The organism is Paraliomyxa miuraensis, assembly GCF_026337845.1.
Taxonomy (GTDB): domain Bacteria; phylum Myxococcota_A; class Polyangia; order Nannocystales; family Nannocystaceae; genus Paraliomyxa; species Paraliomyxa miuraensis.
The window spans coordinates 281,959-300,451 of the sequence record NZ_JAOVZF010000153.1; the positions used below are offsets into that span (position 1 = coordinate 281,959).

An 18,493-nucleotide genomic window follows, 5' to 3' on the forward strand; every position below is an offset into this window, starting at 1 on the left:
CCGGGGCCGTGCTTGACCCTACCGTGCTCACCCGCGACCCTGGGATCATGACCACGGCCGATCCCCCCGATCGCGACGTGCTGCTCGCTCGCATCGACGCGCTCGAGCGGGCCCAGCACGAGAGCAAGCCCTTGCCGCTGTGGAAGAACACGGCGCTGCTCGGCCTCATCGGTACGCTGGCGGCCGTGCTTCCACCCAGTCTCACGGCGATCCACGAGTACTACCAGACCGAGCGCGAGGTGCAGAACGCTCGGATCAAGCTGCAGCACGAGCGAACGCTGGCCTACCTCGATCGCGCCCTCAGTCCCGAGCCCGAGGAAGCCAGGCAAGCCCAGGTGCTGCGGTTCCTGAGCACCGTGCCCGACGACGACGACCTGCGCTCCTGGGCGTCGAGCGAGCTGAACCTCGTGGAGGAGAGCATCAAGGCGCTCAAGCAGCAGATCTCGGCCAACCAGGAGCGCATCGCTCAGCTCGAGAAGGAGAGGACGGCGACCCTCGATCAGACCACGGCCGCGCTGCAAGCCTCCGCGGAGCCCGAGACCAAGGAGACGGTGGTCCAGGTCGCCCAGCTCGAGGTGGAGGACGTCAATCGCAAGATCGAGCAGATCCAAAACGACACCCTCGGGCTCAAGGTTCGCGCGGGTGAGATGCCCGCGGTGGCGGCCGGCGTGGTGGTGTCGCCCGCGGCCCCGGAGGTCGAGGCACCGCGACGCGCCTCGCAGTGGCGCCTGCGGCTGCCCGTCCCGACATCCGACCTCGAGGAAGCGAAGCGTCAGGCCGCCAAGGCGCGCGGCGCAGGGGCCGAGGACCCGACCATCTACCGCAAGAGCTCGGTGTTCTACGTGCTGGTCGATCGCTTCGCCTCTCAAGACGAGGCCCACGCCCACACCGCGGCCGCTCGTCGCTACCTCGACCGCGGATTCGGGGGCTTCATCCGCTCCGTGGACGTGATGGAGTGGTGCAGCTCCCAGCGGCCCCGCCAGGGCTACATCGACTGCGAGTGATGGAGGCAGCTGCCCCGCGAAGCGTGCGAGCTGCTAGAACGAGACGTCGGCGTAGAGATTGAACAGCTGGAAGAACTGCTTGTACTCGCCGTTGGCGTCGGGCTGCCGCGTGGGCGACTGGAACTTGTTCAGCGCGTTCTCGCCCTCGGTGTCCACCGTCATGAAGAACAGCTCGGTCGAGGTGAACGCGAGCCCGAGGTGATCGATGATCTGCCAGCGAGCGCCGGCCGACACGCTGACCTTGTTCATGTCCATGAGCGCGGGATCGAGGGTCTGCAGCGGCACGGCGGTGCTGTCGAAGCCCAGGCCCAGGTACCCTTCCAGCCGAGGCAGGAACCAGTAGCTGGCGCCCACGCGCACGCCCCCGGCGTTCTTCCAGTAGCGAGGCAGGTGCTGGGTGACGCCCACGACCTGGTCGTCGGGACCGTCGCCGCCGAAGGCCTCGGGGTCGTCGAGCGCGGTGTCGACCCCGTCGAACTCGCAGCTGCGACCCTCGACGTTCGTGTCGAGCACGCACTGCTTGTCGAACACCGACCAGCGCGTGAAGTCACCGAACAGGCGCAGCTCGACCCGGTCGGTCGGGCGATAGCGGGCACCGAAGCGGACGATCTCGGGCAGGGTCTGGGTGAGCTCGACCGGAGTCTCGGACGGCTCGGCCAGGGCGAGCGTGTTGTAGAGGGAGCCCTCCAGGGTCATGCCCCCCACCACGTTGGGCTGGCTGGTGTAGGAGGCCCCGAGCCACAGCTTGTCCTTCTTGAGCAGGTTGTAGGTGGCTCCCAGCGCGAACCCTCCCTGCCAGCCCTTGACGTCGATGTAGCTGCGACCTTCCTTGAGGTTGCCGTTGTTGTCCAGCAGATCGTCGGTGCCGTCGGTGTTGCGGGCGCGGATCGTCACCACCTCGCTGCGGATCACGCTGCCGCTGAGCCCCAGGGTGAGGCCGATCTTCTCGATGTTGAAGGCAGCGGCGGTGGTGATGTACATCGAGCGGATCGTGCCGTCGATGCTGTACCAGCGCTGGGTTCCGTCCTGCGCGCCCGGGAAGCGCTCGCTGTCGATGTAGGCCGGGTTCTTGTCCCACACCGCCGAGCCCCCGAAGGGGAAGTAGACCGCCGCGCCGGCGACCATGAAGTCGGTCCCGAAGTCGGAGGTGGCACCGATGAACGGCCCGGCGACGCCATTGAACAGGGTGGCCTTGCCGTCGTTGGCTCCCGGCGCGGCATCGAGGCTCATCTGGTTGTTGACCGCGGTCGAGGGCCGGTCGTAGCTGGCCCAGCGCAGCGCCACGGTGCCGTCGACGAACACATGGGTTCCCTTCGACAGCGCGATGCCCGCTGGGTTGTAGTAGATCGCGGTCGCGTTGTCGGTGGTGGGGTGGCCGTGCTCGCCTCCGAAGCGGGCGACGGCAAACCCCGAGGCCTCGGCCGCCCCGGACCACAGCCCGCATGTCACGGCCACCGCCACGGCCCCACCGAGCCCAAGGTTCGGCTTGATCCCATTGCTCGTCGTGCGACCCATCGGCAACGTTCCTGCTCTCGGCTCTCGCTCGGTGATCGGGTGGCGATCGGCTGGTGCGATCGGGTGTCGTCCGTGCCGCGGGGGGTGGAAAGCCCGGCACGGTGGTGCTTGTCGGAGACCGGCGGGGGGCTCTATGCTTGCCTCGCCGGCCGACGGGTCGTCAGCTTCGCAGAAAACCGACGCCTCGCCAACCGGAGGAGCCCCGCCCATGTCCAGCGCTTCGCAACCCCGTAGGGGACCCCTTGCTCGTACGGTGGCTCGGCCGTTGGGGCCGTTGGCATCGTGGGTCGCCCTGGTGGGGCTCTCCGCCCCGATCCTCGGCTGCCCCAGCCCCGATGCCGAGGGCAAGTACAACGGCTTCATCGACCAGACCGAGGACGACCGCGAGGTGCCCGAGAGCAAGATGGATCTCGGGGCGCCCGTCCTGCCCGACTTCGGCTCGGGCGGCGAGACGGAGACCGAGGGTCCGCCGGGCCTGGTCATCGACGGCGTCTACCTGGTCGCGGTCGATACGATCGTGAGCCCGGGGCTGCCGCTGCAGTTCCTCGCCGAGGTCACCGCCGAGCTCGATGCGGCGGGGGACGGCATGGTCACGGTGGAGTTCCAGCCGCTGTCGCTCGATCCCATGAGCACCACCGAGCCGCGCGAGGAGGTGGGCGAGTCGATCACCATCGACACCGAGGTCACGGCCTATGCCTTCGCCCTCGACTTCGGGGAGACGATGGTCACCGGCGCGGCCAATCCGATCACCGGCTCGGACATCGTGGCCACGCTCGCGCTCGAGGGCTCGATCCGCAGCGAGGATGCGTGGTGCGGCGGGGTCACGGGCGACGTGGAGTCGCCGATCCAGGTGCCGCTCGAGGGCTCGAACTTCGCCGCCACGCGGCTGGCCGATCGCGACGAGCGGCCCACGGCGTTCCCGTGCGAGTGCAGCACCATCGACGGGGCGCCCGGTCCGATGAACGGGTGCTTCCCCCAATCGGGGTGAGCGGGGTGAGCCCGGTGCGCGCGGGGAGGCGGCGGTGCGACCGAGCCCGCGGGCCATGACCGGCCCGATCGCTTCCGCATCGCGTCGATCGGTCACACGCGGCGGATGGACGCGATCGCGGGCATCCGTCCGCGGAACGAAGTGATCACGTTGTCGGCCCGCGCCTGGGGGGCGACGCTGATCGTGCCGTGGAACGTCCTCATCGCCGATCGAGTGGATCCAACCCGTCCCTTGGGCTGACCTGCATGCTCGTGGCCGGTGGTTGCTACGCGGGGGGACCGTCGGTCGGCACCGACGAGTCGCTTGCGGGCTCCGAGGCCGACGCCACCGGGGATGCGACCGGGGGCGGTTCCACCAACCCGGGGACCACCACCGGCACGACGTCGACCACCATGGGAACCACGTCGGGCGCCACGACGATGCCCGACCCGACCACCTCCTCGCCGGACGGCAGCGGTGGCCCGAGCTCGACCGGGACCAGTGACGACGGGGAGACCCTCGACACCGGCGAGCCGCCGCCCACGCCCGACGTGACGTGCCCGGGCTACGCCACCCGCTACTGGGATTGCTGCAAGCCCCACTGCAGCTGGCCGGGCAACGTGGATGCCGCGGTCGGTGTGCTCGATAGCTGCAACCAGGGCGACCAGACGCACGGAAGCGGCGACGTGGCCAGCGCCTGCAACCAGCTCGCGGGCAACAGCGCCTTCACCTGCTACAGCCTCGCGCCGTGGGCGGTGACCAGCGACATCTCGTATGGCTTTGCCGCGATCCCCAGCGCGGGGGACATCTGCGGGCGCTGCCATCGCCTCGACTTCAACGGCATGTCCCACAATGCGGGTGCCGATCCCGGATCGGCCGCGCTGGCCGGCAAGTCGATGATCGTGCAGGCGGTCAACATCGGCTACGACGTCGCGGGCGGCCAGTTCGACATCCTCACGCCCGGGGGTGGCGTCGGGGCCTTCAACGCGTGCAGCTTCCAGTGGGGCGTGAGCAACGAGCAGCTCGGTGCCACCTACGGAGGGTTCTTGAGCACCTGCAAGCAGCAGATGGGCGGGGCGAGCCACGATGCGATCAAGGCCTGCGTGATGAGCCGCTGCGACGACGTGCTCTCGGGGTTCGGCGATCTGCACGCCGGCTGCGAGTGGTTCGTCGATTGGTTCCAGGCCGCCGACAACCCCGCGCTCTCGTGGGGGGAGGTGGAGTGCCCCGCGGCGATCACTGCGGTCTCGGGCATGGATCGCACCGGGCTCGGCGACGTGCAGACCTGCGATGGCTCGTGACGGCGGGCGGCGCGAGCGGGGCCGCGGCCGCGGCAAACCGCACGCGCTGGACCGTCGACCCGGCTCGCGCGGCGGGGCCGGTGGCGCTACGGTCGGCCCGCATGAGCGAGCACGCGCAGTCGATGCAGGTCTCCGACGGTGACGGCAGCCCCTGGGACTTCGTGCCCGGTCCGGTGCCGGGGGCCCGAGACGTGCGGGCGCTGGTGCTGTCGGGCTATGGCCTGAACTGCGAGGCCGAGACCGCGGCTGGCCTGCGCATGGCGGGGGCGCGCGCCGAGATCGTGCACGTGGGCGACCTCGTGCACGGCGGGGGGACGCAGCTCGACGGGGCGCACATGCTGGTGTTCGTGGGCGGGTTCTCGTTCGGCGATCACATCGCCTCGGGGCGGGTGTTCGCCAATCGCATGCGCTTCGGCCTCGGCGAGCGGCTCGCTCGCTTCGTCGACGACGGCGGCCTGGTGCTCGGGATCTGCAACGGGTTCCAGACGATCGTGAAGCTGGGGCTGCTGCCCGCGCTCGATCGCCGGCCCGGGCAGGGGCTCGCGCCGCAGCAGGCTTCGCTGGTGCACAACGATCGCCTCGGGTATCGCGACGCATGGGTGCGGCTGTCGATCGATTCGCGGAGCCCCTGCGTGTTCACGCGGGGCAGCACCGGAGTGCCGCTGCCGGTGCCCAGCCGCCATGGCGAGGGCAAGCTGGTGCTCGCCGACGAGGCCGTGCGGGCGCGGGTGGAAGGCGAGCACCTGGTGCCCGTGCGCTACGTGGACGCCGACGGCAATGCCACCGAGGCCTGGCCCGACAACCCCAACGGGTCCATGGCAGGCATGGCGGGGCTTTGCGATGCGAGCGGGCGCGTGTTCGGCCTGATGCCGCACCCCGAGGCGTATCTCTACCCGGAGAACCATCCCCGGTGGATCGCGCAGCGCGATCGGGGGCGATTGCCGGCGGTGGGGCATGGGCTCGGGATCCTGGTCAACGGGGTACGGGCGGCGGTCGAGTAGGCGCGGCGGCACTCCCGCCCATCGGTGCCCGGACTCGGCCCAAAACGGCGATCCGATGCCGGTCTGGCGGGTCCGGCTCCATGATCGTGCCCCCGACACGGGGCGGCTGGCGAGGCCGGCGATCTATGCGATGGTGGGCGACATGACGGATGCGGAGTTCGGCTCGAGGTCGGATCTCGAGGCGCTGCGGCGGAGCGGGCGGGGCAAGGTCGTCGTCTTGCTCGTCCTGCTCGTGGCGGCCCTGGGCGCGGCGGGGTGGTTCTTCTTCCTGCGCAAGCAGGGCACGGGCAACCCCGAGGATCCCGCCAAGGTGCTCGTGGTGGCCCGCACCCGCGGCTACAGCATCGTGCTCACCGACGCGGGCTTCGAGGCGGCCGAGGGCACGTTCGAGGCCTGGGAGCTCAAGGCCAAGGAGGAGGTTCCCAACCTCGAGGTCGCGGGCATCGAGGCGATCATGACCCTCGCCGATCGCTTCGGCTACGGCTACGTCGTGTTCGAGAAGCCACGAGACGTCGACTTCTCCGCGCTCGACATCGAAGGGGGCACGCCCGAGCTGCCCGAGCACGTGCGCTTTGCCGTGCTCTCGGCCGGCGACTTCGCGTTCCCCCACGTCATGACCGTCAACCCCAAGCCCAGCGACGTGCTGCGCGGCTCCTCGGTGGTGATCCTCCAGGCGCTGTTCCTGCAGGAGCGGCTGGCCGAGACCCTGCCCGACGCGGAGTCGCCGTCGATCGGGGCAATCCAGCTGCGCGATCGCCTGGGCGAGGGCCTCGAGCGGCTGGCCCAGATCCCCGAGGCCGAGCAGATGGCCGAGAAGATCGTCCACCAGGTCCGCCGGCAGCTCGAAGAGGAGGAGCGAGCCGAGCGCAAGGCGGGGCTGGTGGGACAGCCACTCGAGAGCGGCTCGCCGTTCGTCCTGGCCAACGGCCAGGTGCTGTCGGTCAGCCGAGGCTTCAAGGTGGTCACGCGCGATGCCGTGCGGGCCGATCTCGACCTCGACGACACCGAGCGCCTGTGGGCGGGAGCGCCGGGCGTGGACGCCGAGGCCCGCGTCCCGTGCTCGGCGATCCACGAGGGCGCGATGTCGGTGCACGAGTCGCCCCGCTACTGGATGTCCGACGACGGCGCGGCGCTGCTGATCCACAGCCTCAGCGATGGCCTGGTGCTGTGGACGCTCGATGCCTCCCAAGCGGGTGCGGCCTCGGGCTGCGCCTTCACCTCCAAGGGCACCGTGAGCGCCCCCGGGCCGGGCCTGGGCGAGGCGGTGCCCGCCGGCCACGGACAGATCGCCCGCGTGGGCACCGTTGGTCGGCAGGGCGTGGTCAGCGTGGTCACGGCCGGCCAGTCCGACGAGCTCATGCTCGGCATGCTCGACTGGGTCGAGCTCCAGCAGGTCGCGTGGCTCAGCGATCACCACCTGGTGGCGGTGGGGCAGGGCAACGACGGACCGGGGCTCTACTTCTTCGATACCCAGACGCCGATGACCGTGCTGCACCTGCCGGCCAACGTGTTCGAGAACGCCGAGGCACTGCACGAGGTCGCGGTGGGCAAGCGAGGCGAGCGACCGGTGGTGGTGGTCACGGCCGGATACTCGCCCCGCCGCCTCTACCGGCTCGATCTGCCGCAGGATCTGTCGAGCCTGTTCGCCAGCCCGCCGGTGGACGCGGCCGAGCCCACGCCGCCGGACGTCGACGCCGGGGAGCCCGATGAGCAAGACGAGCTCGACGCGCTCGACGAACTCGATCCGCTCGACACACCGACGGAGGATCGGGCCGCTCGCGGCCTGCCCAGCATCGTGCGGCTCGACCCCAATCGCTTCGTGGCCACCGCCCTCACCACCGAGGGGGCCGTGCGCGCCCCGTCGGTCGCGGCCGACGGTTCGTTCGTGGCGTTCGAGCTGCGGGGCGACCAGTTCGATCCCACCGAGCCCGACGACTCCGAGATCGCGGCCGTGGCCACCACCGGCGGTGCGCTGCGCCTGCTCACCCGCAACGCGCTCAAGGACCACGACCCCCGGATCACCCCCAACGGCTCGCACGTGCTGTTCAAGACCCGCGTGGAGATCCCCAAGACCGACTGGGTGATCTCGTCTCCCCGCGTGGTCGCGCTCGGCGGCGGCTGAGCGGTCACCGGGTCGGGTCGCCAGCGTCGACCCACGCCATCGACAGGCGAATGCGCTCGCGGCAGTCGAGGGTCTGCAGCACCTCGTCCTCGACACCGAAGCCGTCGACGGCCCCGTCGAGGGCATTGCCGAGCAGCTCGACCTGGTTGATCTGCCGATACTCCAGCTCGAGCCGGCCGGCCTCCGGGTCGCCCACCAGCGTGCCGTCGACGCGGGCCCGGGCCGCCCCCTGGACGAGCAGCGCATCGACCTCCAGGATCCCGCCCGCGAACACGCGGCCATCGGTGTAGAGCGGGCCGTAGAGGGTGGGCAGGAGCACCGTCACGTCGTCGGGCGACTCGGCGCCCACCGCTCGAATGCGGACCGAGCCATCGCCCTGCACCAGCTCGATCGCAATCGCGTCCTCGAGCCCGAAGTCCTCGGCGTACTCGATCACCCCGCAGAGCGTGGCGTCGTACTCGAGACCGGCCCGCGGATCGACGGGGGGACAGCCACACTCGAGCGTCTCCACGGTCCCCAGGTAGATCCCGGTGTGGCCGTCGCCCACGGCGTTGCCGCGGGTGCGCATCACCTCGGTCAACACGGCGGGATCGAGCGGGTCGAAGCCCTCGTAGCACCCCGATGCCAGCCCCAGCAGCACGGCGAGCGCTCCCCACCGCACCCGGCGACGGGGCGCAGTGGCCTGGGGTCGTGCCGCTCGGCTCACCGACCCAGGATACCGCGATTCGTGCGCTCGTGGCCGCTCAGGCGCCACGCGCCCCGTGCTCGGCGAGGTAGGCCTCGATGGCCGCCTTGTGCTGGTCGTCCACCACCTGGCGCCCCCCCACCGTGCGCGAGTGCAGGTCGTCGACCAGCTGTCGCACCGTGACCATCGGCAGCACCGGGGCGCCCAGCTCCTGCCGCAGCTCGGCGAGGGTCGACAGCTCCCCGCGCCCGCGCTCCTGGCGATCGACCGCCACCACCACCGCGCTCACCTCGACCTGGCCCGCTTCTTCGAGCATCGCCACCGCCTCGCGGATCGACAGGCCGGAGGTGATGACGTCGTCGACGATCACCACCCGCATGCCATCGGCGGGCACCATGCCGACGAAGCGGCCGCCCTCGCCGTGGTCCTTGATCTCCTTGCGATCGAAGCAGTACCCCGCATCGTGGCCGCGGGCCGCGAGCGCGGCCGCGGTCGCCACCGCCAGCGGCACGCCCTTGTACGAGGGCCCGAACACGAGGTCGCAGGGGATTCGGTGGTGCAGCAGCTGCGCCGCGTAGGCCCGGCCCAGGCGCGCGATGGCGTCGCCCGTACGCAGCTGGCCGGCGTTGACGAAGTAGGGCGAGCGTCGCCCGGACTTGAGGGTGAACTCGCCAAAGCGCACCACCTCGTACTCGACGAGCAGGTCCACGAAGTCCCGCTGGAAGGCTTCCATGGCGCGGGAGGATAGCCGTGCCGTGAGTGCGTGGGGGCCGGGGTCGCCCCGGGCCAGCGCAGCGGGGCCGGGCTTGGCTCTGCCCATCCTAGGCGAGCGCCTGGGCCGGCTGGCGCAGCGGCAGTCGGACCTCGAAGCGGGCGCCCCGCGCTCCGTCGGTGCGTTCGCGTGCCTCGATCGTGCCGCCGTGGCCCAGGCAGATCTGGCGACAGAGATAGAGCCCCAGGCCCACGCCGCCGCGGTCGCGATCGCGGGCCTCGTCGAGCCGGGTGAACGGCTCGAAGATCGACTCTCGATGCACCGGGTCCACGCCGGGACCCTCGTCTTCGACCGCGAGCACGAGCCAGTCCCCTCGCTCGCGCGCCTCCACCGTGAGCGTGCCGTCGGGGCAGGCACGACGGGCGTTGGCCAGCAGGTTGGACAGCAGTCGCTCGAGCAGCAGCTCGTCGGCGCAGACCTCGAACTCGCTACCCGTGTCGAGCGGGGGGTCGAGCGGGGGGTCGAGCGGGGGGTCGAGCGGGGCGTCGACCTTGGCGTCGACCTTGGCGGCCACGCGGACGAGCAGCGGCACCAACGCGAACGGCTTGGCCTGGATCGCTCCGCCGCCGCCGCGGAGCTCGAGCCGCCCGCTGGTGAGCAGGTCGCCGATGAGCGTCTCCACCTCGCCGATGTCGAGCGACAGATCGCAAAGCCCCTTGTCGATGCGCTGCACCGGTCGCGAGTCGTCGCCGCGCTCGCGCAAGGTCACCACGCGCTCCTGCATGATCTCCACCAGCACCTTCATGCGGGCGATCGGAGTGCGCAGCTCGTGGGACACGTTGGCCAGCAGCACGCGCTGACCATGGATCAGCGCCTCGACCTTCTCCGCCATCTCGTTGAAGCCGCGGGCGAGCTGGTCGAGCTCGTCGCGAGGCACAGGGGTCGACAGCTCGATGCGATGCCGCAGCTCACCGCGGGCGATCCGCTCGGCGCTGGCCTCGATGCGAGCGAGTCGGCGGGTGAGCGAGCGGCTGAGCATCCACGCGCCCATGCCCAGCACCGGGAGCATCAGCCCGAGCGCCAGCAGCGGAACCGCGAGGCGAAACCCCGGGCGCGGCAGCGCGCCCACCACCGCCTCGATGTTGCCCGTGCGGGGATCGACGAGCCCGTAGAGCACGCCCGGCAGCTGCAGGCGCTCCTGCCGAAACACCACCGGGTTACCCTGCCGCAGCTCTTGACGGCGACGGCGGGCGCCCGGGGGCAGCCGGGGAGGGCCGTCGCCCGCGACCTTGTGACCGCGCCGGCCGTAGATCCCGATCTCCGCATCGAGCTGCTCGCCGATCTCCGCGGCCAGCCCGGCGAGGGCCGCCTCGTCGTGCAGGGCCGCGACCATCGACGCGGAGCGCGAGTCGATGGCATCGACGACCTCGCCCACCCACTCGGAGGAGAAGCGGGCCGCAAACGTGTAGCCCGCCACCGCGGCCACCACCGCCGAGGCGAGCGCCGTGGTCAGGAACGTGATGAAGATGCGTCGGAACAGCCCGCTGCGCCTGCCCTCGCGCGCACGAGGAGGGGTCGAGGACGGCGCCTCGCTCACGAACCGCCGTCCTCGTCACTGAGCACGTAGCCGACGCCGCGAACCGTGCGGATGAGGGCCTTGGCCGACTCGCTCACCGAGCCCAGCGCGCCGCGGACCTTGCTCATGTGCACGTCGATCGAGCGATCGACCGCGGGATCGAAGTCGATCGCAGGCTCGCCGCGTAGCTGCCTCACCTGGGCGTGGAGCTGCTCGCGGCCGATCACCTTGCCCGCGGCCAGGGCGAGCACCCACAAGAGGTCGAACTGGTAGGCGGTCAGCTCCACCGACACGGCCTCCGCCCCCGCCCCCGCCTGGTCTTGGTCCTGGTCCTGGTCCTGGTCCTGGACCAAGACCGTGCGACGCTCCCGATCGATCCGCAGCGGACCGATCTCGAGGCGTTGGTCGTCGGCTGGAGTCGAGGCCGCGGCCGGCTGGCGGCGAAGCACGGCTCGGATCCTCGCCAGCAGCTCGCGCGGACTGAACGGCTTGGGCAGGTAGTCGTCGGCACCGAGCTCGAGGCCCACCACGCGATCGATCTCGTCGCCGCGGGCGGTAAGCATGATCACCGGGATCGACGAGCGCTGGCGAAGCTGGCGGCAGACCTCCAGCCCGTCGAGGCCGGGCAGCATCACGTCGAGCAGCACGAGGTCGTGCTCTCCCGTGCACGCGCGGGTCAGGCCCTGGGCGCCGTCGCCAACCACTTCGACTTCGGCGTCGTGGTCCCGAAGGTACTCGGCCGTGTGCTCGGCCAGTCGGGGATCGTCCTCGATGAGCAGCAGTCGCACGTTGCACAAGGATGCCACCGGGCTCGGTGGTCCTTTGCGATCTCGCCCTCGAACGTCCACGATGCCCAGCCGTGGAAGCGTAAAGGGCGTGAAAAGCCCGCGTTGGACGCGCATTCTTGACAGGCTACCGACCGCTCGGTAGGGAGCATCTCGTGCACTACGTCTGCGCCAAGTGTCACCAGGAGTTCTCGGCCGGGAGCGAGGGTGAGGGGGAGCTGTCGTGCCCCCGTTGCAAGGCGCAGGCAGGTCTCGAGCCGGTGCACGGGGTCCCCGTTGCCATGAAGGTGTTCGGGATGCTCCTGGCCGCGGTGGTCGTACTCGCCCTCGGAGGCGGAGTGGTCGGCCGTCTGATGGGCCTGATCCTCATGGGCTTGATCCCCATGGGGTAGATGCGGCCCCGGTGGAGCCCAGCACCGGTGGTGCGGCCTATGCTAACGTCCGCCAGCAGGTCCGCCTTTGATCGTCCGTTGTGCGAACTGCCACACCGAATTCTCCCTGGACGATCAGCAGATCGGCCCAGAGGGTGCCACGGTGCGCTGCTCCGTCTGCAGCTACGTGTTCCCGGTGGATCCACCGCCGGGGGCCGGCGAGCACCCGTGGCAGATCCGAACCGTCGAGGACCTGCTGTTCACCGCCCCCGATCTGACCACGCTGCGCACGTGGATCGCCGAGGGGCGCCTCCATCCCGACGATCAGGTCTCCCGCACGGGCAAGCACTGGTTGCGGCTGGGTGACATGCCCGAGTTCTCGTCGGCCTTCACGGGCTACGAGGATCTGCCGCAGGTGTTCGAGGAACTCGTGCCTCCGAGCATCGGCTCGGCGCTCGAGGAACTCGGCCCGCCGCCCGGGTTTGGCGAGACCATGCCGGTGGTCCAGGGCGTCGACACCGACATCCTGGTGGTCCGCGAGTCGCAGCAGGACTTCGAGGTTCCGGTGACGGCACGCAGCGCCGCCGTCGAGCGTGGACACGAGCGCTCGGGGCCGCGACCGGTGGCGGTGCTCGGCTCGATGACCAGCGAGACCTCGGGCCCCGAGCCGTTTCCGCTGGCCGAGCTCGGGGTGCACGACGAGCCGTCCGCCCGCACCCCCATCGACGAGTCGGCGGTGCGCATGCGGCCGCGCCCGCCGGCCTCGAGCACGCCCGCCGTGCCGCACGCCATCGACGACGAGCCCATCGAGGAGGTCCGGCGCCGCTCGCCCAAGCCCACCGTGCGCTACGGAGCCGAGGAGGTCTACGGCCCGGAGGCGGGGCTCGACGACGACGAGCTCCCCGCGACGTCCGCTTCGTCTGCGTCGGCGTCCGACAGCCACGGCGCCGCCGTGCGACCGAGCGCGGCGGCGGTCGAGCGCCCGGCCGGGCCGACGCGCGAGCCCACGGGTCGAGTCGCGGCGATCGAGCCCGAGCCGGCGGCGTCGCGGTCGCGCGACGATCTCGACGCGATCGACGACGACCTCGAGCGCCGTCGTCGACGTCGGCGCGAGGTCGACCTCGACGACGACGAGCCCCGGCGCCGCAGCTCCTGGCCCCTCGTCGCCGCCCTCGGCACGCTGGCCGCCGTCGCCGTCGTCTTCGGCGTGCCCGGCATTCGCGCCAAGGTCCTGGGGCTGGCCGGCGACGTCACCGAGCCCGACGCACCCGCGTTCGATCCCGCGTCGCTCGCCGAGCTCGAGCACGCTCGGGTGGCGATGATCAACCTCGATCCCGTCGAGGTGGGTCGCGCCGAGGCGGCGCTGCAAGGGCGGCTCGACGAGGGCACGGCCTCGGCCGCGGGCGAGGCCGAGATGAAGCTCGCCCAGGTCGAGCTGCTCGCCACGCGGGCGCTGGAGCACGAGATCGGCCTGGCCGCGGGCGCACCCCCGAGCGAGGGGCCGGTCGACGACGTCGAGCGGGCCAGCCAGATCCTCGTGAGCCTCGATGGCGGTGACGTCGTCGACCGTGCCCACATGCGGAGGGTGCGGGCCATGCTGCGCCTGGCCCAGGGGCGAGCTGCAGCCGAGATCCTTCCCTTGCTCCCCGAGGACGGCAGCGGCGAGGTTCGCCAGCTGGTCGAGGCTTCACCGCTTTGGCGGGATCCCGAGGCGGCCGTGCCCGAGGGCGTCATCGAGGGGCTGGAGGGTCTGGCCGACAAGAGCGCGCTGGCCGAGCTCGCGCTCGCGCTCGCCTATCTGCGCGCGGGGGACGACGCCCGTGCGCTCGCGGTGGCGAAGGCGGTCCTCGCTCGCGTGCCCGCGCAGCCCACCGCGCTCGCGGTGCAGGCCAGGGCCGGAGGTGGGCCGGGCCCCGTCGACGACGGCAAGGCGCCCAAGGACGGCAAGGGCGACGGCAAGGCCCCCGCGGACACCAAGTCCGATCCGCCCGATGCCGAGGCGGGTGACGGCAAGGCGCCCGCGGACGACACCAAGGATGACGGCAAGCCCAAGCCGGCGAAGACCGAGTCCGTCGATTCCCTGATCGATCGCGGGTGTCGGCTGGTCGAGTCGGGTGACGCCAGCGGGGCGCTCGATGCCCTGCGCAAGGCGAAGGCGCGGGGCAGCAACGATCTGGACCTGTTGGTGTGCATGGGGCAGGCCCACGCCAAGCAAGGGCACGCCCGCGATGCGCTCACGTCGTTCGAGGCGGCGCTGAGCAAGTCTCCCCGCTATGCGGCCGCGCTCGCGGGGGCGGCTCGGGCGTCCGACAAGCTCGGCGATACGTCGGGGGCCGTGGGGTACTACCGCCGCCTGCTGGCGGAGCGCCCGGGCGATTCCAAGGCGCTCGCCTACGTGCAGGAGCACGGCTGAGGCCTCCCAAGACGGGCGGAAGCCCGCCAACGGGCCCCGCCGCCAAAATCGGTTGACGGGGCCGCCCTCGCCGGGCGAACAAGGAACCGTGGACGACGAGGAACAGCACGGCGGCGACGAGCTCGTTCGGCGTCGAGCCGAGCGCGCGCGGGACCAAGACGAGCTGAGCGACGAAGAGCGGGAGCGCCTACGGGCCCTGCACTGGATGTGCTGCCCCAAGTGCGGCTTGGCCCTGGACGAGATCACGTTTCGCGACGTGAAGGTCGACAAGTGCTTCAGCTGCGGCGGCGTCTACCTCGACGACGGCGAGCTCGAGCAGCTTGCGGGCAAGCCGGGGTGGTTCGAGGCGATGCGGCTCTACTTCTCGTCGTCGTCGTCCTCGCGCTGAGGCTCGTTCACCCCCGACCTACCACTCGATCTACCAGTCGTCCTACCACTCGATTTGGGCGAGCGCGCGGACCAGCGCGGCGAGGCGCTCGTCGTCGAGCTGCGAGAGGTCGCCGTGCAGGGTCGCACGCGCCCCGGCATCCCAGAACTCGACGCGCGCATGTGGAAACGCCAGCAGCGTGTCGAGCAGCGCGTCGTCGAGGAGCTCCAGCCGACGGATCTGGCCGCGCGCGCGATGGGTACGGCCCAGCAGGTGGGCCGGGCGTGGGCCGTCGTCTCCTCGCTCCGGGAACAGCACGAGCACCGGTCGCTCGCGTCCGAGCAGACCCACCGTGAGCGTCAGCGTCCAGTCCTGGTTCGGGGCCGCGCTCGCGCTCGGACGGGCCCGGAGATCGATCGCCGTGTCATCGAGCTCGCCCCGCACCGCCAGCAGTGCGCCCTCGCGTCCCTCGAGCATCACCATGCCCGGCAGGCTCAGCCGCTCAGCCGTCCCCTCGAGGATCTCCTCCATCGCGCGGGGCGGGGGCAGCCGGGTCTCCGCGGCGGGGCCCGAGCTGCTGATCGAGTCGATCCACAGGAGGGCCGCCGCCCCCGTCATCAACACCAGCGGTGGCGTGGACAGGCCGAGCCCCGTCACCACCAACAGCGCCAGCGCCACGCCGCGGATCCGATTGCCCGGGCTCACCAATCCGGCGTAGGCGGCCGCGAACATCGCGAACAGCCCCAGCATCACGCCCCACACCTGCCACGCGGGCACGTAGTTGGGGTAGGGCAGGGAGAACGCGAACATCGACTGGGCCAGGCCGCCCAGCCCCGCCTCGAGCTCGCCGAAGCCACGCCGGTAGAAGTAGTAGAGCAGCACCGTGGCCAGGCCCGAGAACGTCAGCACCAGCGTGCGCACGCCGGGGGACACCTTGGGCCGAAAGCCCGTGAAGGTGGCCATCGCCGCGGCCACCATGCACAGCATGAGCACCGGGCGGCCCCCATCGGCCACCGAGGCGCCCGCCAGGCCCTCGGGCCACGACAGCGCCACGCGGGCCACGAACGGCAGCCACAGCGCCAGCGCCACCGCACGCAGCCGAGGCGGTCCCAGGTGCTTCCAGAGCGTGGCCAGGGCCGCGCCCCACGACAGCAGCAGCAGCGCCGCGCCTCCGCGCTCGAGCCAGGCGGGCGCATTGCCGCCGCCCCAGGCCACGAGGCTCGGCTGCTCGAGCACGTGTGCGCTCAGGAGCCCGAGCGTGCCCGTCACCGCCAGCCCTCCCGGCAGCATGCGCAGCGGGCCGAGCTCGCGGCGCCGCATCCAGCTCACGCCGATCGCCACGCACACCGAGGCCGCGAGCACCCCCGTGAAGTGGTGCAGCACGTACTCCCCGTGGAACGCCAGGCCCAGCAGGCTCGTGCGAGCGCGCAGCGGCCAGAACACCGCGCCCTGCCAGGTGAGCAGCAAGAGCGCCGCCCATAGCGGTCGCCGCCGCAAGAACCACACCACGGTCACGCCCAGCACCGTGGCCAGGGTGCCGGCGAGATAGAGCTCGGCTCCCTCGGTCGCCGCCTCTCGCAGCTCCTCGAGCGGAGCGAGCCCCAGCAGCACCGTGGCCATCACCTGGAGGATTCCGGCCAGCAGCGCGACCGCGGCCAGGACCGGTGCTGTCGGGTGAGCGCGCTGCACGAGACCCCGACGATGTAGCATTGGTCGACCCGTGACCCCCCCGATCCGCCCCGTTTTCGCGGATATTTTCAGATTTGCCGGCGATGACCTACATGTAGGATATGAGACTTGGAAGCGCGCTCTTGGCGCTCGCCCTGCTGACCACGGCGCCCTCGGTGGAGGCGGCGGGTCCGGTCCCCATGGTCGAGCGTCCCTTCGTCATCGCTCTCGATCCGGGGCACGGGGGCAGCAACTCCGGCTGTGCCGCCTTCGATGGGGTCGTGCGCGAGAAGGACGTCACCCTGGTGATGGCGCAGGACCTCCAGGCCGCGCTGCAGCGCCGGATGCCGCACGTTCGGGTGGTGCTCACGCGCTCGGGCGACGAGACGGTCACCCTCGCCGAGCGGGTGCAGCGGGCCAATGCCGTGCACGCCGACCTGCTGCTCAGCCTCCACGCCAACGCCTCGAGCAGCGGTCCGCAGACCGGGTTCGAGACCTACGTGCTCGACGTGGGCCTGGCCGAGCGCGACGCCGCCCAGGTGGCGCGGACGGGGAGCGACGCGGGCAAGCCGGGGCACGCCCACGCCCGCTCCATGCTTCGCGAGCTCGAGCTCTCGAGCCACCGCGCGCGCGCGGCTGGCTTTGCGCGTCGGGTGCAGCAAGAGCAGGCCGAGCGCTTTCCCGAGCGCATGGATCGCGGGGTCAAGCAAGCCGCCTTCGACGTGCTGCTCGGGGCCCGGATGCCTGCGGTGTTGTTCGAGGCCGGCTTCCTCGATCATCCAGAGGAGGGGGCCCGCCTGCTCGATCCCGGCCAGCGTGCCCTGGTCGTCGACGGGTTGGTCGAGGCGATCGTCGACTACTACCACCAGCACGCGCGTCAGCGCTGAGCCAGCCGGACCCGGACAGCCGGATCCGTTCAGCGCGCAGCGGGCTGCGCAGCTGTGATCCGGGCCACAACCGGCGCCTTCATTTTCCGCCAGTTTGTGGACGACATCGCCTTCGGTTGCTTGGATCGAAGCACGGAGACGCGATGCTCACGGTTCCCGAACGCATGATGCGAAGGGTGCTCAACGCCCAGGGCCTCGACAGCCGCTGGCTGCCGACCAGCGTTGGCCGCATGCACGTGATCGATGGCGTCGGTCGTGGCGAGCTGCCGCCCATCGTGCTCTTGCACGGCTTCTCCGCCAACGCCATCTCCTACCTCGGGCTCTTGCAGCGCTTGTTGCCCCATGCGGGCCGTCTCATCGTGCCCGACTGTCCCGGCCACGGCTTCTCCGAATTGCCGACCGCGGGCCTGAGTCCCGACACGATGATGACCGGTATGTTCGAGGCGCTCGATCGCATCCTCGACGAGCCCGCGATCGTGCTCGGGACCTCGATGGGAGGCTTTGGCGCCGTTCGCTACGCCGCGGCCCGTCCGCACAAGGTTCGCGGTCTCGTGCTCGTGTGCCCCGGGGGGGCGCCCATGGATCCGGCGGCCCTGCGGCGCTTCACCGCGACCTTTCGGGTCCCGCGCCATGCCGACGCGCTTCGCTTCGTCGACCGCATGCTCGCCAGCTCGCCGCCCGGCCTTCGCCACGTGCTGGCCCATGCCATCCGCGGTCGCTTCGCCAACCCCGACCTGCAAGGGTTGCTCGACGGCCTCACCCCCGACGACCTGCTGCGACCCGAGGAACTCTCGGGCCTCTCCATGCCGACGCTCATGCTGTGGGGTCGTCAGGAGATGATCCTGCCCCCCGATCACCTCGACTTCTTCCAGCGCCACCTACCGCACAGCGCGCGGGTCGAGATCTGGGACCGATTCGGCCATTGCGGGTATCTGGAGCAGCCCGGTCCCGTTGCCCGAAGGGTGCTGAAGTTCACCAGAACAACGCTCTGGGCCCAATCGCCTCGAGATCATCGCAGGGCTGACGGAAGTGCGCAGGATGTGACACACTCTGCGCATCGAACTGCACACCTCCACTAGCGCCCCATTCGTTGCGCCCTCTTCGCGTTCCGACCTTCGG

The 18,493-nt window shown here is 71.0% G+C and carries 16 protein-coding genes; 10 read left to right on the forward strand and 6 right to left on the reverse strand.

Annotated elements, in window-relative coordinates:
• Positions 1-8: 8 nt before the first annotated feature.
• Positions 9-1,004, forward strand: coding sequence for a hypothetical protein (locus OEB96_RS21790; protein WP_266218430.1), 996 nt, complete (start codon positions 9-11; stop codon positions 1,002-1,004).
• A 33-nt stretch (positions 1,005-1,037) separates the two neighbouring features.
• Here the strand turns inward: OEB96_RS21790 and OEB96_RS21795 are convergent, their stop codons facing one another.
• The gene (locus OEB96_RS21795; RefSeq protein ID WP_266218432.1) at positions 1,038-2,519 is read right to left on the reverse strand and encodes an OmpP1/FadL family transporter; all 1,482 of its coding nucleotides are present in this window, start codon (positions 2,517-2,519) and stop codon (positions 1,038-1,040) included.
• A gap of 274 nt (positions 2,520-2,793) precedes the next feature.
• Here OEB96_RS21795 and OEB96_RS21800 point away from each other — a divergent pair, with 274 nt between their 5' ends.
• The 4 genes from OEB96_RS21800 (at position 2,794) to OEB96_RS21815 (ending at position 7,910) form a co-directional block, all read left to right on the forward strand.
• A complete protein-coding gene (locus tag OEB96_RS21800) occupies positions 2,794-3,507 on the forward strand; it encodes a hypothetical protein (protein WP_266218434.1) in 714 nt (237 codons plus the stop codon).
• A gap of 245 nt (positions 3,508-3,752) precedes the next feature.
• A complete protein-coding gene (locus OEB96_RS21805; RefSeq protein ID WP_266218435.1) occupies positions 3,753-4,787 on the forward strand; it encodes a hypothetical protein in 1,035 nt (344 codons plus the stop codon).
• A 101-nt stretch (positions 4,788-4,888) separates the two neighbouring features.
• Positions 4,889-5,788, forward strand: coding sequence for a phosphoribosylformylglycinamidine synthase subunit PurQ (locus OEB96_RS21810; protein WP_266218437.1), 900 nt, complete (start codon positions 4,889-4,891; stop codon positions 5,786-5,788).
• A gap of 142 nt (positions 5,789-5,930) precedes the next feature.
• Positions 5,931-7,910, forward strand: a complete 1,980-nt coding sequence (locus OEB96_RS21815) for a TolB family protein (protein WP_266218438.1) — start codon at positions 5,931-5,933, stop codon at positions 7,908-7,910.
• Between the two features lie 4 nt (positions 7,911-7,914).
• Here OEB96_RS21815 and OEB96_RS21820 read toward each other — a convergent pair whose 3' ends face one another.
• From OEB96_RS21820 to OEB96_RS21835, 4 genes are all read right to left on the reverse strand, one after another.
• Positions 7,915-8,616, reverse strand: a complete 702-nt coding sequence (locus tag OEB96_RS21820) for a hypothetical protein (RefSeq protein WP_266218440.1) — start codon at positions 8,614-8,616, stop codon at positions 7,915-7,917.
• 37 nt (positions 8,617-8,653) lie between these two features.
• The gene (gene pyrE, locus OEB96_RS21825) at positions 8,654-9,328 is read right to left on the reverse strand and encodes an orotate phosphoribosyltransferase (protein WP_266218442.1); all 675 of its coding nucleotides are present in this window, start codon (positions 9,326-9,328) and stop codon (positions 8,654-8,656) included.
• 88 nt (positions 9,329-9,416) lie between these two features.
• Positions 9,417-10,904: a HAMP domain-containing sensor histidine kinase gene (locus tag OEB96_RS21830; RefSeq protein ID WP_266218444.1), complete on the reverse strand. Its 1,488-nt coding sequence runs from the start codon at positions 10,902-10,904 to the stop codon at positions 9,417-9,419.
• Positions 10,901-11,671, reverse strand: coding sequence for a response regulator transcription factor (locus OEB96_RS21835; protein ID WP_323137419.1), 771 nt, complete (start codon positions 11,669-11,671; stop codon positions 10,901-10,903). Before OEB96_RS21835 ends, OEB96_RS21830 begins: the two co-directional genes overlap by 4 nt.
• Positions 11,672-11,823: 152 nt before the next feature.
• Between OEB96_RS21835 and OEB96_RS21840 the strand changes: the two genes are divergently transcribed.
• From OEB96_RS21840 to OEB96_RS21850, 3 genes are all read left to right on the forward strand, one after another.
• Positions 11,824-12,060, forward strand: a complete 237-nt coding sequence (locus tag OEB96_RS21840; RefSeq protein ID WP_266218446.1) for a hypothetical protein — start codon at positions 11,824-11,826, stop codon at positions 12,058-12,060.
• 67 nt (positions 12,061-12,127) lie between these two features.
• Complete coding sequence (locus OEB96_RS21845; protein ID WP_266218447.1) at positions 12,128-14,452, forward strand: zinc-ribbon domain-containing protein; 2,325 nt, start codon at positions 12,128-12,130, stop codon at positions 14,450-14,452.
• Between the two features lie 88 nt (positions 14,453-14,540).
• The gene (locus OEB96_RS21850; protein WP_266218449.1) at positions 14,541-14,840 is read left to right on the forward strand and encodes a TFIIB-type zinc ribbon-containing protein; all 300 of its coding nucleotides are present in this window, start codon (positions 14,541-14,543) and stop codon (positions 14,838-14,840) included.
• Between the two features lie 42 nt (positions 14,841-14,882).
• On the opposite strand, the gene OEB96_RS21855 is transcribed toward OEB96_RS21850, so the two are convergent.
• Entirely contained in the window at positions 14,883-16,508 is a 1,626-nt protein-coding gene (locus OEB96_RS21855) for a hypothetical protein (protein WP_266218451.1), read from the reverse strand.
• A gap of 101 nt (positions 16,509-16,609) precedes the next feature.
• Here OEB96_RS21855 and OEB96_RS21860 point away from each other — a divergent pair, with 101 nt between their 5' ends.
• On the forward strand, positions 16,610-17,374 hold the full coding sequence (locus tag OEB96_RS21860; RefSeq protein WP_266218452.1) for an N-acetylmuramoyl-L-alanine amidase family protein: 765 nt from the start codon (positions 16,610-16,612) through the stop codon (positions 17,372-17,374).
• Between the two features lie 143 nt (positions 17,375-17,517).
• Positions 17,518-18,453 carry an alpha/beta fold hydrolase gene (locus OEB96_RS21865; protein ID WP_266218454.1) on the forward strand — a complete coding sequence of 312 codons (936 nt, stop codon included), beginning with the start codon at positions 17,518-17,520 and terminating at the stop codon, positions 18,451-18,453.
• The last annotated feature ends 40 nt before the right edge of the window (positions 18,454-18,493 follow it).